The 13513-nt window shown below is 64.7% G+C and carries 14 protein-coding genes; 6 read left to right on the top strand and 8 right to left on the bottom strand.

Annotated elements, in window-relative coordinates:
• The first annotated feature begins 2 nt into the window (after positions 1 to 2).
• The 5 genes from flhB to IVA79_RS09910 all read left to right on the top strand — a co-directional run bounded on the left by flhB (position 3) and on the right by IVA79_RS09910 (position 6942).
• Positions 3 to 1082, top strand: coding sequence for a flagellar biosynthesis protein FlhB (gene flhB, locus IVA79_RS09930; RefSeq protein WP_247552356.1), 1080 nt, complete (start codon positions 3 to 5; stop codon positions 1080 to 1082).
• A 154-nt stretch (positions 1083 to 1236) separates the two neighbouring features.
• On the top strand, positions 1237 to 3813 hold the full coding sequence (locus IVA79_RS09925) for a PAS domain-containing protein (protein ID WP_247552354.1): 2577 nt from the start codon (positions 1237 to 1239) through the stop codon (positions 3811 to 3813).
• A gap of 319 nt (positions 3814 to 4132) precedes the next feature.
• Complete coding sequence (locus IVA79_RS09920; RefSeq protein WP_247552352.1) at positions 4133 to 5140, top strand: Tim44 domain-containing protein; 1008 nt, start codon at positions 4133 to 4135, stop codon at positions 5138 to 5140.
• Between the two features lie 144 nt (positions 5141 to 5284).
• Positions 5285 to 5980: a lectin gene (locus IVA79_RS09915; RefSeq protein WP_247552350.1), complete on the top strand. Its 696-nt coding sequence runs from the start codon at positions 5285 to 5287 to the stop codon at positions 5978 to 5980.
• Positions 5981 to 6234: 254 nt separating this feature from the next.
• Entirely contained in the window at positions 6235 to 6942 is a 708-nt protein-coding gene (locus IVA79_RS09910; protein WP_247552348.1) for a glutathione S-transferase, read from the top strand.
• A 26-nt stretch (positions 6943 to 6968) separates the two neighbouring features.
• On the opposite strand, the gene IVA79_RS09905 is transcribed toward IVA79_RS09910, so the two are convergent.
• The 3 genes from IVA79_RS09905 to IVA79_RS09895 form a co-directional block, all read right to left on the bottom strand.
• Entirely contained in the window at positions 6969 to 7643 is a 675-nt protein-coding gene (locus IVA79_RS09905; RefSeq protein WP_247552346.1) for an isoprenylcysteine carboxylmethyltransferase family protein, read from the bottom strand.
• A 118-nt stretch (positions 7644 to 7761) separates the two neighbouring features.
• Positions 7762 to 7935: a hypothetical protein gene (locus tag IVA79_RS09900; protein WP_247552344.1), complete on the bottom strand. Its 174-nt coding sequence runs from the start codon at positions 7933 to 7935 to the stop codon at positions 7762 to 7764.
• Between the two features lie 329 nt (positions 7936 to 8264).
• Positions 8265 to 8738: a hypothetical protein gene (locus tag IVA79_RS09895; RefSeq protein ID WP_247552342.1), complete on the bottom strand. Its 474-nt coding sequence runs from the start codon at positions 8736 to 8738 to the stop codon at positions 8265 to 8267.
• A 212-nt stretch (positions 8739 to 8950) separates the two neighbouring features.
• Between IVA79_RS09895 and IVA79_RS09890 the strand changes: the two genes are divergently transcribed.
• The gene (locus tag IVA79_RS09890; RefSeq protein ID WP_247552340.1) at positions 8951 to 10606 is read left to right on the top strand and encodes a fumarate hydratase; all 1656 of its coding nucleotides are present in this window, start codon (positions 8951 to 8953) and stop codon (positions 10604 to 10606) included.
• A gap of 61 nt (positions 10607 to 10667) precedes the next feature.
• On the opposite strand, the gene IVA79_RS09885 is transcribed toward IVA79_RS09890, so the two are convergent.
• From IVA79_RS09885 to IVA79_RS09865, 5 genes are all read right to left on the bottom strand, one after another.
• A complete protein-coding gene (locus tag IVA79_RS09885) occupies positions 10668 to 11588 on the bottom strand; it encodes an SH3 domain-containing protein (RefSeq protein ID WP_247552338.1) in 921 nt (306 codons plus the stop codon).
• Positions 11589 to 11603: 15 nt separating this feature from the next.
• Complete coding sequence (locus IVA79_RS09880) at positions 11604 to 11900, bottom strand: hypothetical protein (RefSeq protein WP_247552336.1); 297 nt, start codon at positions 11898 to 11900, stop codon at positions 11604 to 11606.
• A 104-nt stretch (positions 11901 to 12004) separates the two neighbouring features.
• Positions 12005 to 12559, bottom strand: a complete 555-nt coding sequence (locus IVA79_RS09875) for a septation protein IspZ (RefSeq protein WP_247552334.1) — start codon at positions 12557 to 12559, stop codon at positions 12005 to 12007.
• Positions 12560 to 12571: 12 nt separating this feature from the next.
• Positions 12572 to 13147 carry a hypothetical protein gene (locus IVA79_RS09870; RefSeq protein WP_247552332.1) on the bottom strand — a complete coding sequence of 192 codons (576 nt, stop codon included), beginning with the start codon at positions 13145 to 13147 and terminating at the stop codon, positions 12572 to 12574.
• A gap of 76 nt (positions 13148 to 13223) precedes the next feature.
• Positions 13224 to 13484 carry a hypothetical protein gene (locus IVA79_RS09865; protein ID WP_247552330.1) on the bottom strand — a complete coding sequence of 87 codons (261 nt, stop codon included), beginning with the start codon at positions 13482 to 13484 and terminating at the stop codon, positions 13224 to 13226.
• Positions 13485 to 13513 lie beyond the last annotated feature (29 nt).

Genomic DNA, 13513 nt, shown 5'->3' with positions numbered 1-13513 from the left:
CGATGGCAGAAGACAACGATCCAGAGAGTCAAACAGAAGACCCGACGCAAAAGCGCCTGGACGACGCGCTCGAACGCGGCGACGTCGCCAAGAGCCAGGAGATCAATACCTGGTTCATGATGGCGGGCGGCACGCTCGTGGTCTCGACCTTCTCGGGCTCGGTGGGCAGCGGGCTGTTGACGCCGATGCGCAATTTGCTCGCCAATTCCTGGATGATCAAGACCGACGGCAAGGCTCTGCTCGCGCTGATGCAGCAGATCGAATTCGCCATGCTTGCGGCGATCGGCGTGCCCTTGTTGATGCTGGTACTGGCGGCGATTGCCGGCAACATGCTGCAGCACCGCCTGGTCTGGTCGACCGAATCCCTGACGCCGAAGTTCAGCAAGATCTCGCCCGGCGCCGGCTTCAAGCGCATCTTCGGCAAGCAGGCGGCAGCGAATTTCCTCAAAGGCATCGGCAAGCTGGTGCTGCTCGGCGTGGTCATGACCATGATCCTGTGGCCGGAACGGCATCGCATGGAGGCGATGGTCAGGCTCGATCCGGCCGCCATGCTCGGCGCCAGCACCACCATGACCATTCATCTGCTCGGCGCGGTGGTCGCAGCGCTCGCGGTCATCGCCATCGCCGATTATTTCTTCCAGTATCGCAGCTGGTTCCAGCGGCAGAAGATGTCGCTGCAGGAGATCAAGGAAGAGTTCAAGCAGTCCGAAGGCGATCCGCACATCAAGGGCAAGATCAGGCAGCTGCGGCAGCAGCGCGCCAAGAAGCGCATGATGACGGCGGTTCCCAAGGCCTCGGTGATCATCACCAACCCGACCCACTATTCGGTGGCGCTGTCCTACGAGCGCGGCATGACGGCTCCGATCTGCGTCGCCAAGGGCGTCGACAACCTCGCTTTCAAGATCCGGGAGATCGCGCGCGAGCACGACATCCCGATCGTGGAGAACGTGCCGCTCGCCCGCGCGCTCTACGCCACCGTCGAGATCGACCAGGAAATCCCGACCGAGCACTATCATGCGGTCGCCGAAGTCATCGGCTACGTCATGCGGCTGAAGCGTGGATTCGGCGCGGGGCGGGGATAAAACACCCGAAAAGTACCGGAAATGGCCGTAATCTGGGAATCAGCGTACCTTTCGCGTCTGCTGCCCTTGCACCTCAGGGTCCGATTCAGGCAGGGAGGACCCCACGCGCCCCGTGGCGCGTTGATTCTCTGCCGACAGGCCGCGCCAGCTTGAGATGACCGTCGAGACCGACCACGACCTCACACGCGAGCCCGTTGCGACGCACGAGCCGTCGCCGCGCTCGGGCAGCATTGCGCTGGTGCTGCTGGTGGCCGCCGGCCTCGTCGCCGTCGCCGTCGGCCTGATGACGCTCGGGCGCGCGCAGGCGCAGCCCTATATTCTCGGCATCCTCGCCGTGCTGGCGATGGTCGGCCTTTTCAACCTGTTCGCCTTCGCCGCCGGCATCATCCGCTTCGCCGACCGCAGTCTCGATGATCCGGTCGTGGGGCGGATCGCTGATCATGGCTTCGACGGGCTCGCGGTCACTGATAGCCGCGGCCACGTGGTCTATTCCAATGCCGCCTATCTGACGCTGACCGGCGCCACCGGCCCGCAGGACGTGCGCCCGGTGGAACGCGTCTTCATCGGCAACCCTGACGTCTCCGAAGCCGTGTTCCGGCTGCTGAAAGCCGCGCGCGAAGGCAAACGGCAGCAGGAAGAGGTGCGCATCTCCGGCCAGGACGGTAGCCAGGGCCGCTGGCTGCGCATGCGGGTGCGTCCGCTCGGGACCGGCAAGCGCGAGTCGAAATACGCGGTGTGGTCGATCGCCGACATCACCCGCGACCGCGAGCGCCAGGAGGACGTGTTCCAGGAACTCCAGCACGCGATCGAATATCTCGATCACGCGCCGTGCGGCTTCTTCTCGGTCAATCCCGCCGGCGAGCTCGCTTATGTCAACGCGACGCTGGCGAACTGGCTCGACTACGACCTCGCCGAGATCGGCTCGGGCGGGTTGAGGCTGACCGACATCGTCTCGGGCGACGGCGCCTCGCTGCTGACCTCGATCGTGGCGGTGCCGGGCGAGGTGAAGACGGAAGTCTTCGACATCGATCTGCGCATGCGCACCGGCAAGACCATGCCGGTGCGGCTCTATCACAAGCTCGCCTTCGGCGCCGACGGCGCGCCGGGCCCCTCGCGCACGCTCGTGATCAGCCGCGCCCGCGACGAGCGCAGCGACCCTGATCGTGCCGCCGAAGTGCGTTTCATGCGCTTCTTCGACCACACGCCGATGGCGATCGCGACCGTCGATCGCGGCGGCAATGTCGTACGCGCCAATGCGCGCTATGCCAAGCTCGGACAGGCTCTCGGGCTCGACAGCGCCTCGAAGTCGATCTTCCGCGCGGTCAATTCGCGCGACCGGCACCTGCTGATCGCGGCCATCAACCAGGCCGCCGAAGGCCAGGCCGACATCGCGCCGGTCGAGGTGGCGCTGGAAGGGACCAAGGAGCGCTGGGGCCAGTTCTTCGTCACGCCGGTCGATTCGGCCGAGAACGATGCGGAAGCCGCCATCGTGCACATGCTCGAGACCACCGAGCGGCGCGCGCTGGAGAACCAGATCAATCAGTCGCAGAAGATGGAGACCGTCGGTCAGCTCGCCGGCGGCATCGCCCACGACTTCAACAACGTGCTCTCTGCCATCATGATGGCGAACGACTTCCTGCTGAACGCGCACAAGCCGACCGATCCGTCGTTCCAGGACATCATGCAGATCAAGCAGAACGCGACGCGCGCTGCGACCTTGGTGCGGCAGCTGCTGGCGTTCTCGCGGCGGCAGACGCTGCGGCCGCAGGTGCTCGATCTCGGCGACGCCTTGAGCGATCTGGCCATGCTACTGCGCCGCCTGATCGGCGAGAAGGTCAAGCACGAGACCATCCACGGCCGCGATCTCTGGCCGGTCAAGGTCGACGTCTCCCAGTTCGAGCAGGTGATCGTCAATCTCGCGGTCAACGCCCGCGACGCCATGCCCGACGGCGGCAAGCTGATCATCCGCACCGCCAACGTCACCACTGAGGAAGCGGCCAAGCTCGCCTACAAGGGCATGCCGGCAGCGGATTATGTCCGGATCGAGGTTGCCGACACCGGCACCGGCATTCCCGCCGACATCCGCGACAAGATTTTCGAGCCGTTCTTCTCGACCAAGGAAGTGGGCAAAGGCACCGGCCTCGGCCTTTCGACGGTCTACGGCATCGTCAAGCAGACCGGCGGTTTCATCTACGTGGACTCCGAGCCGGGGAAGGGCACCTCGTTCCACATCTTCCTGCCGCGCCATCATGCCGAACCGGAGGTGCAGGTCGAGCAGCCAGCTGTCGCCAGCGCGACAAATGGCGCCGCGAAGGAAGCCGCTTCCATCGAGGCCAAGCCGCGCACCGATCTCACAGGGCAAGGCACCATCCTGCTGGTCGAGGACGAAGAGGGCCTGCGCGCGCTGAACGCACGTGGCCTGCGCTCGCGCGGCTACACCGTGGTCGAGGCCGAGAACGGCGTCGAAGCCATGGAAATGCTGGAGGAGCAGAGCGGGGCGATCGATCTCGTCGTCTCCGACGTGGTCATGCCCGAGATGGACGGCCCGACGCTGTTGAAGGCGATGCGGGAGAAGAACCCCGACATCAAGTTCATCTTCGTCTCCGGCTATGCCGAGGACGCCTTCGAGAAGAGCCTGCCCGAAGGCCAGCAATTCGACTTCCTGCCGAAACCGTTCACGCTCAGCCAGCTCGTGGCGGCGGTGAAGGAGACGATGACGAAGCAGGGGTGAGGGGCTGGCCCGCCGCACCCGCATTCTCCGTCATTGCGCTCAATTACTTCAACGCCGTCATTGCGAGGAGCGTTTGCGACGAAGCAATCCAGGCTGCCTCCGCGGAGGGATTTCTGGATTGCTTCGCTGCGCTCGCAATGACCGGGAAAAAGCGGAGTTCTCGCCGCCGGTACCCAGTGACCACGGTTCCGCCGGCACCCCGCCAAATCCCCGCCAAATATGGGCTTTTGCCACATCCCCGCGACTGAGGGCCGCAGCCATAGTTTCCGAAACCGGCTTCACTTTTCGACAAGTCTGCCCATCTTAAGCGCACATCCCCATGCCGGGGATTTGGGAAACGCACATGAAGTTCTCGCTACGCTCCCGCAATCTCTTCAAGACGATCGCCGTCGTGCTGGCGCTTGCGCTGCCGACTGCGCTGGCGATCTCGTCCGCCGACGCGCGCGTCGGTGGCGGCTCCTCGTCGGGTTCGCGCGGCTCGCGCACCTATTCGGCCCCACCCTCGACCACGACGGCGCCGGGCTCGGCCTCACAATTCAACCGCACCTATACCCAGCCGGGTGCAGGCATGAACTCGGCCGCAGCCGCGCCCGCGCGTGGCGGCCTGTTCGGCCGCGCTGGCGGCTTCATGGGCGGCCTTGCGGCCGGCTTCCTCGGCGCCGGCCTGCTCGGCATGCTGTTCGGCGGCGGCCTGTTCGGCGGCCTGGGCGGTCTGTCCTCGATCCTGGGCCTGATCATCCAGATCGTGCTCGTGGTGCTGGTGGTGCGGCTGGCGATGTCCTGGTGGCAGCGCCGTCACGCGCCGCAGGCGGCCTATGCCAACGCCGACGCGGGCGCAGCTTCCGGACCGCAACCGAACCAGCGCAGCGGCCTCGGTGGCGGACTTGGTGGCTTCGGCTTCGGCGCCAATGCCAACAACGCGCCGCTCGAGATCAAGCCGGACGATTACGAATCGTTCGAGCGCCTGCTCGGCGAGGTCCAGACCGCATGGTCGAACGAGGACGTGGCCAAGCTGCACACGCTCGCGACGCCGGAGATGGTCTCCTATTTCGAGCAGGACCTCGCCCAGAACCGCGCGCGCAACGTCGTCAACAAGGTGACCAACGTCAAGCTGCTGCAGGGTGACCTCGCCGAGGCCTGGCGCGAAGGCGAGACCGACTACGCCACGGTGGCGCTGCGCTTTGCGCTCACCGACAAGACGCTGGACCGCAACAGCGGCACCGTCGTCGCCGGCAGCGAGCAGCCCGGCGAAGTCACCGAGGTCTGGACGTTCGCCCGGCGGCCCGGCAGCGGCTGGGAATTGTCGGCGATCCAGCAGACCAACTGATCGCAAGCGATCGAACAAGAAAGGGCGTCGTGCTTCGGCACGGCGCCCTTTTTCGTTGGGCATGTCGCATCGCCGCATCGGAATAAGCAGGCGCGCCTCGGGTTGACATCAGGCGGCCAACGATAAGCACAACGGGAGGACAACATGATCCGCATCAAGAGAACCATGACGTTTTCAGGCCTCGCGCTCGCCAAGGTGGTATTCGTAGCGGCCTTGCTGGCGGCGCCATCGGCGCAAGCGCAGTCGGCCGACATGACGTTCTTCGTGACCTCCATCGGCCCGGGCAAGGGCGCCGATCTCGGGGGCCTGGAGGGCGCCGACGCGCAGTGCCAGAAGCTCGCTCAGGCCGCCGGCGCTGGAGCTAAGACCTGGCGTGCCTACCTCTCGACGCAGGCCGCCGACGGCAAGCCAGCCGTCAATGCCAAGGATCGCATCGGCAAGGGACCCTGGCAGAACGCCAAGGGTGCGGTGATCGCCAAGGATGTGGCCGACCTGCATGGGCCCGCCAACAACCTCACCAAGCAGACCGCGCTCAGTGAGAAGGGGGAGGTCATCAACGGCGCCGGCGATACGCCTAACCGGCACGACATCCTGACGGGAACGCAACCCGATGGCACCGCGTTCGCTGCCGGTGACGACAAGACCTGCAAGAACTGGACGTCAAGCACGCAAGGGGTCGCGATCGTCGGTCATGCCGATCGGCGAGGTCTGCGCGACGACGAGCCGTCGAAATCATGGAACAGCTCCCATCCCTCGCGCGGTTCCGAGGGCGGCTGCTCGCAGGCCGATCTGAAGAGCACCGGCGGCGACGGGCTGCTGTATTGTTTCGCAGAAAATTGAGGCGCTCTCCTCCGTCATTGCGAGGAGCTCGCGACAAAATTGCGTAGCAATTTTGCGCGGAAGCGACGAAGCAATCCAGAGTATCTCCGCAGAGGGATTTCTGGATTGCTTCCGCCTTCGCCAAGGCTTCGGCGGACAAGTCGCTACGCTCGCAATGACGGAGTATGTTGAACTGGTACTCCGTCCCATCCTGATGGAACCCTGAGCCACATGCTACATTGGTCCGTACGTGTTCACGCTCACGGACCTCTCCCATGAAATACGAGCTCTACTACTGGCCCGAGATCCAGGGCCGCGGCGAATATGTGCGGCTGGCGCTGGAGGAGGCAGGTGCGGCCTACGTCGATGTCGCCCGCGGAGCGCGCGGCACGGCTGCGATGATGAAGATGATGGACGCGCAGAAGGGCACGCCGCCCTTTGCGCCGCCGTTTTTGAAAGCGGGCAAGCTCGTCATCGGCCAGACCGCCAATATCCTGCTCTATCTCGGCACCCGCCATGGGCTTGCGCCCAAGACGGACGCCGGCCGGCTCTGGGTGCACCAGCTTCAGCTCACCATCGCCGACCTCGTGGTCGAGATCCATGACACGCATCATCCGCTCGGGCCCTCGCTCTATTACGAAGACCAGAAGCCGCCGGCGAAGAAGCGCACCGCCGATTTCTGGGACGAGCGCGTGCCGAAATATCTCAGCTATTTCGAGCGGCTTCTGAACGGGAATGGCGGCGCCTACGTCACAGGTCGCAGGCTGACCTATGTCGATCTGTCGTTGTTCCAGATCGTCGCGGGCCTGCGTTATGCCTTTCCCAAGCGCATGACGGCGTTCGAGACAGACATTCCGGGCCTCCTCGGCCTGCATGATCGGGTCGCCGCGCGGCCGAACATCAAGACCTATCTGGACAGCGACCGTCGCATTGCCTTCAACGAGCAGGGCATCTTCCGCCATTACCGTGAGCTGGATGGCTGATCGGTCCAGGCGGGGACTGATCTGCCTCACCAAACGCCGGGCATCAGGCGATAACGCACCCGCGCCGCATAGTCGGTATAGCCCGGCAGGCCCTCGCGCAGCGTGCGCTCTTCGATAGGGATGCGGACTGCGAACAAGCCGATGAACAGCGGCATCATCGCAAGTCCCCACCACGAGCCCAGCAGCAGCGGCATGCCGGTGAAGAACAGCACCATGCCGCTATACATGGGATGGCGCACATGGGCGTAGGGGCCGGTCGAGATCACGCGCTGCGCGCGCTCGGCTTGCAGCTTCACCACGGGGGCGGCGAACGAGTTCTCGCGGAAGACCCAGAGCGTGAACAGCGTCGAGAGCAGGAACAGCGCAAAGCCAACCACCTGCAACGCGACCGGCATGTCGGACCATTGCATGCGCCGATCGATGCCGATCAGCACCAGCCAGGCCAGCATCGCAACGATGAAGACGCTCATGAACACCTTGTCGGCGGCGGGCTGGTCCTTCTGCAGGACCGGCCGCAGACGCTCGGCGAGCAGCGCCGGATCGATCCGGTAGAGCCACCAGCCGCAGAGTGGGCCGAGCAGGGTGGAGGTGGCGAGGAACACCCAGGCCGAGGGCCAGCGCAACGTTCCGGCCGAGGCGAACAGCAGCGCGCCCATTCCGACGACGAAGATCGTGTTTTGCAACAGGAGGCGTACGATCATGCGCGGGATCCCGGGATGGCCGCGCACGGATCATGGTCCCGCTATCCGGCAAAGATGCGGCCGGACGCGCGAAAAGCCCGATCGACCGGATCGGGCCCTTCAGCTTCGACAGGCCTGATCAGGCGAGCTGATCGATCCGCGTGCCCTGACCCGGCGGCAGCGGCGCGGGCGGCTGCGGCTTAAAGGTCGGATCCTCGCCCTTGACCTTGGTCTGATCGTCCTGCGGCTTGGTCGTGTCGTAGTTCGGAACCACGATCGCGATCGGCGGGGGCGCAACGGTGGAAACCTTCATCCGCAAATCCTCACACATGGAAACAATTGAGCCTGCCCTGCGAGCAGCGAAATTTCCTTCAAGCCAATCGTTAAAATGCGAGGGATTGGGTGTGGTGGAGAGGCTGCTTTCGCGCATCATCCACGCTGGATGAGAGCGATGACAAATCTCACCTCGTCATTGCGAGGAGCCCTTGCGACGAAGCAATCCAGAATCCCCCCGGTGGAGAGATTTCTGGATTGCTTCCGCCTTCGAAGGCTTCGGCGGACAAGTCGCTGCGGTGTGGCAGGCGGCGTCGCGATGCGTTGCGTTGCCGAGCGTGTGACATGAGCGAAGGCGCAGTGCCCCGCCTATTCGTCCTTGCCGCGCGTGATCGCGATCGAGGCGTCCTTCTTGGTGCGGGTGCATTCCATGTTGAGCCGCCGATAGCGCATGCTGATCTTGTCGCCGCGCAGCAGCCCCATCCGTTTCAGGCAGCGTGTCGCGCCCGTCGTGGTGTCGTCCTTGGTCACGGTGAAGACGATCGCCGCCATCGACCCCACCAGCGCATAGAACTCCGGCGTGGGCTTGCGATCACCCTTGGCATAGAGCTCGATGGAATATTTGTCGCCGCGGCAGCCCACGGACAGCTCCTTGGCCGCGGGGTGCGTCAGGTAAACGACGTTGGCGGCGCGGAAATTCACCTTGAGGCGATCGACCTGGTTCGCCAGCTCCTTGGCGCTGTCGTCGCAACGGTCGGCGCGCGCAGGCGAGGCGAGGGTCACAAGGCCGGTGATGGCGGCGGCGACCAGGATCGCGCCGCGGACGTTCAGTTTCAATGTCATGATGAAAAGCCCCTTAGCGCGCGCATTCAACCGTCGTCGGCCGCGAAGCGCAAGTGTGGGCGGAGGCATTTCCACCAGCTGGACCAATGCCTTCCCGAGCCTGGGCCGCCCCTCCCATGCGCACCGCTCCCTTTCTTTTCCGCTCAAAATGCGCTTAGAACGCTTCTATGCTGAGAGGCCCGCCAGGGCTCCAAAACCCCGAGATTCGCCCCATGAACGCTCCTACTGCCTTTCCCGACCAGTCCAAGCCCGTTCCGCCCTACAAGCACACCCCGCTGTTCCCGCTGGGCAAGGACGAGACGCCCTACAAGAAGATCACGGCCGAGGGCGTGCGGGTCGAGAAGGTCCTGGGGAAGGACATGCTGGTGGTGTCGCGCGAGGCGCTGCGGGCGTTGTCGGAGGCGGCTTTCGGCGACATCAATCATTACCTGCGGCCGGGCCATCTGAAGCAGCTTCGCGCCATCCTGGAGGACGGCGAGGCCAGCCCCAACGACAAGTTCGTCGCGCTGGACTTTTTGAAGAACGCCAATATCGCCGCCGGCGGCGTGCTGCCGATGTGCCAGGACACCGGCACGGCGATCATCATGGGCAAGAAGGGCTGCAACATCATCACCGACGGCGACGACGAGGCGGCGCTGTCGGAAGGCGCGCGCGATGCGTACCTGCGCCGCAATCTGCGCTACTCGCAGGTCGCGCCGCTCTCGATGTACGAGGAGAAGAACACCGCCAACAACATGCCGGCGCAGTGCGAGATCTACGCCGAGGGTGACGATGCCTACAAGTTCATGTTCATGGCGAAGGGCGGCGGCAGCGCCAACAAGAGCTTTCTGTTCCAGGCCACGCCTTCGGTGCTGACCAAGGACCGGCTGCTCGCGTTTCTGAAGGAAAAGATCCTGACCCTCGGCACCGCCGCGTGCCCGCCCTATCACCTCGCCATCGTGATCGGCGGCACCTCGGCCGAGCTCTGCATGAAGACGGTGAAGCTCGCTTCCGCCCGCTATCTCGATGCGCTGCCGACCCACGGCTCGCCGGACGGCAATGCGTTCCGCGACGTCGAGATGGAGCAGGAAATCCACAAGATGACGCAAAGCCTCGGCGTCGGCGCTCAGTTCGGCGGAAAATATTTCTGCCACGACGTGCGTGTGATCCGCATGCCGCGTCACGGCGCCTCGCTCCCCATTGGGCTCGGCGTGTCCTGCTCGGCAGACCGCCAGGTGCTCGGCAAGATCACGAAGGACGGCGTCTATCTCGAGGAGCTCGAGCACAACCCGGCGCAATATCTGCCTGCGGTCGAAGAGGCGCTCGGCGGCGAGGTCGTCAAGATCGACCTCAACCAGCCGATGAAGGACATCCTGGCGACATTCTCCAAGCATCCGATCAAGACGCGGGTCTCGATGACCGGCACCATGATCGTCGCGCGCGACAGCGCCCATGCCAAGCTGCGCGAGCGGCTGGAGAGGGGCGAGCCGCTGCCGGATTATTTCAAGAATCATCCGGTCTACTACGCCGGCCCCGCCAAGACGCCCGAAGGCTACGCTTCCGGTGCGTTCGGTCCGACCACCGCCGGCCGCATGGACTCCTTCGTCGACCAGTTCCAGGCCGCCGGCGGCTCCATGGTGATGGTCGCCAAGGGCAATCGCGCCCCGGCCGTGCGCGAGGCCTGCAAGAAATATGGCGGCTTCTATCTCGGCTCGATCGGCGGCGCCGCGGCGAACCTCGCCGAGCACTGCATCAAGAAGGTCGAGGTGCTCGAATATCCCGAGCTCGGCATGGAAGCGATCTGGCGCATCGAAGTGGTCGACTTCCCGGCGTTCATCATCATCGACGACAAGGGCAACGACTTCTTCAAGGAGTTGAATTTGGGCTAGTTCACATCACCGCGCTCGCGCGCGGTGATGCTGCATGTATCTTCGCAGGAGCTTCAGCGGCCTAACTGCAATTCGTGACCTGGTTGGAGCACAGCGAGCGCCACCAGCCGCGGACGCCGTCGTGGCTCTCGACGAGACCCCAATATCCGCTGCAGGCGAGAAGCCGCTTCGGCCCGCCGTCGCCGTCGATCGGGCCGCCGAGCTCGTGTTGGGCGGGCATCCATTTGGCGTCGACGAAGGGCGCCTGAAACAGCCCACCCGCACGTGTGTAGCCATTGGCGTAGCTGGCGCCGACCTTGTTGGCCGCGACCCAGCCGCGCCCGGCATAGGGCTTTGGCGCGCTGCGCGGATATCTTTTCTCGTCCTCGTAGTCCTTGCCCGGTGGCCTCGCGCCTTCGATCAGGAACCAGCCGTCCTTGAAGCCGATGATGCGGAATTCGGTGAGCCAGCCGCCCTCGGGCGTGTTCTCGGCGCCGCCGAGCTTGAGCCGATAGGGCGGCGGCAGCGTGCCGAGCACGCGGGCCTTCACCGAGGGCTCGGCACGCACGTTGAGGCCATTGGAATCCTTGTCGATGGACCAGGCGCCGAGACTGCAGGGCTCGGTGCCCTCGGGCAGCGTTTTGCGCTTTGCCGCGAGATCGGCGTGCAGCTTGGCGAAATCTGTCTCGTCGTCGCCAGGGGCCGGCTCGGCGCGCGGCTTCAATTCGGCTGAGACCGCGCGCTTCTCATCCGGCGTCAGCGCGACTGCGAGGGATTGGCGCGGAGCAAACACGCTGGCCGGATTCTTCGGGTCATTCGACGCCGCCGGATAGACGGCGAGGTAACCGGTCAAGGCTTCGGTACGGTAGGCCGTGCCGGCGACATAACCCGCCGGCACCAAGGCAAGCGCGCTTGCGCGCCACGCCGGTTCAGCCTCGTCCGCGCGCGCCGCTTGTGTCGCGACGCACAGGATCGTCGCCGCGATGAGACGGAGCACGCGCATGATTGCTGTGCGGCCTTACGCGCGCGTGCCCGTGAACGGGAAGCTGCCCATCGGGCCGATGCCCATCTCGCCGCTGATGCTGTCGCCGGCGACGGTGCCGGCGAATTCGAGCGTGAGCGGCATCGGGTTGGTGATCGAGACCTTCCACGAAACGTTGTCGCCAGAGACGGTGCCGTCGAAGATCTCGGCGGTATTACCTTCTGCGCCCTGCGTGCCCGTGAGCGTGTCGCCGGCGGCCTTGAGGCTCAGCGTCGCCTGGCGCTCGCCCATCGGCGTCGTCATGGTCAGATTCCAGTTGCCGTCTACGGCCATTCCCGTCTCCCGAACAAATTTCGGCGGTCCGCGACGATCCGCGGCCGTCCTGAGCGAGCCTATAGCCCAAACCGCAGTTCCTGCCTAACCCTGCGACGGGGCAATTAAGCGCGGGCGGCGGCGCGCCGGCGGCTGGTGACGACGAGCCGGAGCACGACGTACTGCACGGCGAAGGCCAGGATCTTGGCGCCGCCGGCGACCACCGTGAGGTAGAACGCCCACAGCTTCAGGTCGCCTGTGGAGGCGACGGCGATCATGCCGATGCCGATCACGAACATCAGCGCCGCCCAGGCATAGCCTGCCGCCGTCACATATTCCGGAACGGTCTCGACGACGATCGGCGGCATGTAGCGCAGCATCCAGTCGCGCTTGAGCATGATGAGGCCGATCGCGAAATGCGCGATCGAAGGCTTTGCCATCATGAAGCGCGGATCATTGGTCAATAGCGTGACCGTGCCCAGGACCACGACGAGCGCGAGGCTCGCATAGGTCATGTAGTTGAGCTGCTGCCCCTTGATGCGGGCGTAGACCACTTGCACGATCGCGCCGGCGATCGCCACCGACGTGGCCAGGATGACGTTGTCGGTGGCGAGATAGACGACCAGGAAGACGATGGCGGAGAAGAGGTCGGAGGCGAGGCGGGCGAATACGTCCTTCATCGTCAATCCTGTTCAGCGAGCGTTGGGCAATGTGCGGGCGGGCGTACCGTACTTGATCTGGCGATACTCGGGATACCACTTTGTGAAGTAAAGCGCGCTGTTGCGTGCGGCGAAGGCGACCGCAAGGCTCGACCAGAGCGGCAGACCCGGGACATAGAGCAGCACGAGATTGGCGGCCGCCATCAGGAGTGTGGCCGCGGTCCAGGCGCCGGTGATGATGTAATTGGCCTGGAGAAAGCCCGGCATCGCCGCGGTCTCGGCCGGCACCGCTTCAAGCGCATATTGCAGCGTGAAGGGACGGCGGACCAGCATCGAGCCAAGCGAGACGGCGAAGATGCCGAGATCGACCGACAGCTTGACGCCGAGCGCGCCGAGCTCGGGATCGAGCAGCGCGAGGTAGAGGCCGATCGCGGCGAACACGACCGCCGAACCCGCGGCCAGGGTCTTCACCGAACGGCCGCACGTCACATCGATTGCGATGGTGGCGAGGCAGATCGCGGAGGCCGCGAACACGCTGACCGTTGCTGATGTCACCAGCATCAGGAGGGTGTAAGCGCCGTAGGGCGCGAGGATCAGGAAAATCGCCATTGCCCGCCTCGGTCAGGTCGATCTTTACGATGTAAAGATCTTTAGTTCGGGAGTGCCGCCGGGTCAAGCGAAATCTTTACAGTGTCAAAATAACGTAGGCGACCTCCAGAAAATGAAGGGCCGCAACGGCTTGATCGGACGCCTGGTCTGCCAAATCCGTCCAGGACAGGCGCGACAGGATCGGCAGCGCGGCGGCGATGAGAAGGCCGGCGGCGAGCAGGATGCCGCCGTTGAAGATGATGTGGTTGCTCCGCCGCCGGATCATCTGGAGCGTGAGCGCAACGCAAGCCAAAGCGAGGACAGCGAGACAGTTCACAGTGATCGAAGGTATGTGCATGAGATATCTCTTTGGTGACGCATCTGCTG

The organism is Bradyrhizobium sp. 138, assembly GCF_023074075.1.
Classification (GTDB): domain Bacteria; phylum Pseudomonadota; class Alphaproteobacteria; order Rhizobiales; family Xanthobacteraceae; genus Bradyrhizobium.
Note: the sequence above shows the minus strand (reverse complement) of the source record. Positions and strands in the feature narration are given on the sequence as shown.

What these genes read in the sequence shown, in the direction of transcription:
- IVA79_RS09890 (WP_247552340.1), top strand. Translation starts at nt 8,951, where the DNA reads ATGAACGCTCCTACTGCCTTTCCCGACCAGTCCAAGCCCGTTCCGCCC.
- IVA79_RS09920 (WP_247552352.1), top strand. Translation starts at nt 4,133, where the DNA reads ATGCCGGGGATTTGGGAAACGCACATGAAGTTCTCGCTACGCTCCCGC.
- flhB (WP_247552356.1), top strand. Translation starts at nt 3, where the DNA reads ATGGCAGAAGACAACGATCCAGAGAGTCAAACAGAAGACCCGACGCAA.
- IVA79_RS09925 (WP_247552354.1), top strand. Translation starts at nt 1,237, where the DNA reads ATGACCGTCGAGACCGACCACGACCTCACACGCGAGCCCGTTGCGACG.
- IVA79_RS09905 (WP_247552346.1), bottom strand. Translation starts at nt 7,643, where the DNA reads ATGATCGTACGCCTCCTGTTGCAAAACACGATCTTCGTCGTCGGAATG.
- IVA79_RS09875 (WP_247552334.1), bottom strand. Translation starts at nt 12,559, where the DNA reads ATGAAGGACGTATTCGCCCGCCTCGCCTCCGACCTCTTCTCCGCCATC.
- IVA79_RS09915 (WP_247552350.1), top strand. Translation starts at nt 5,285, where the DNA reads ATGATCCGCATCAAGAGAACCATGACGTTTTCAGGCCTCGCGCTCGCC.
- IVA79_RS09900 (WP_247552344.1), bottom strand. Translation starts at nt 7,935, where the DNA reads ATGAAGGTTTCCACCGTTGCGCCCCCGCCGATCGCGATCGTGGTTCCG.
- IVA79_RS09885 (WP_247552338.1), bottom strand. Translation starts at nt 11,588, where the DNA reads ATGCGCGTGCTCCGTCTCATCGCGGCGACGATCCTGTGCGTCGCGACA.
- IVA79_RS09870 (WP_247552332.1), bottom strand. Translation starts at nt 13,147, where the DNA reads ATGGCGATTTTCCTGATCCTCGCGCCCTACGGCGCTTACACCCTCCTG.
- IVA79_RS09865 (WP_247552330.1), bottom strand. Translation starts at nt 13,484, where the DNA reads ATGCACATACCTTCGATCACTGTGAACTGTCTCGCTGTCCTCGCTTTG.
- IVA79_RS09910 (WP_247552348.1), top strand. Translation starts at nt 6,235, where the DNA reads ATGAAATACGAGCTCTACTACTGGCCCGAGATCCAGGGCCGCGGCGAA.
- IVA79_RS09895 (WP_247552342.1), bottom strand. Translation starts at nt 8,738, where the DNA reads ATGACATTGAAACTGAACGTCCGCGGCGCGATCCTGGTCGCCGCCGCC.
- IVA79_RS09880 (WP_247552336.1), bottom strand. Translation starts at nt 11,900, where the DNA reads ATGGCCGTAGACGGCAACTGGAATCTGACCATGACGACGCCGATGGGC.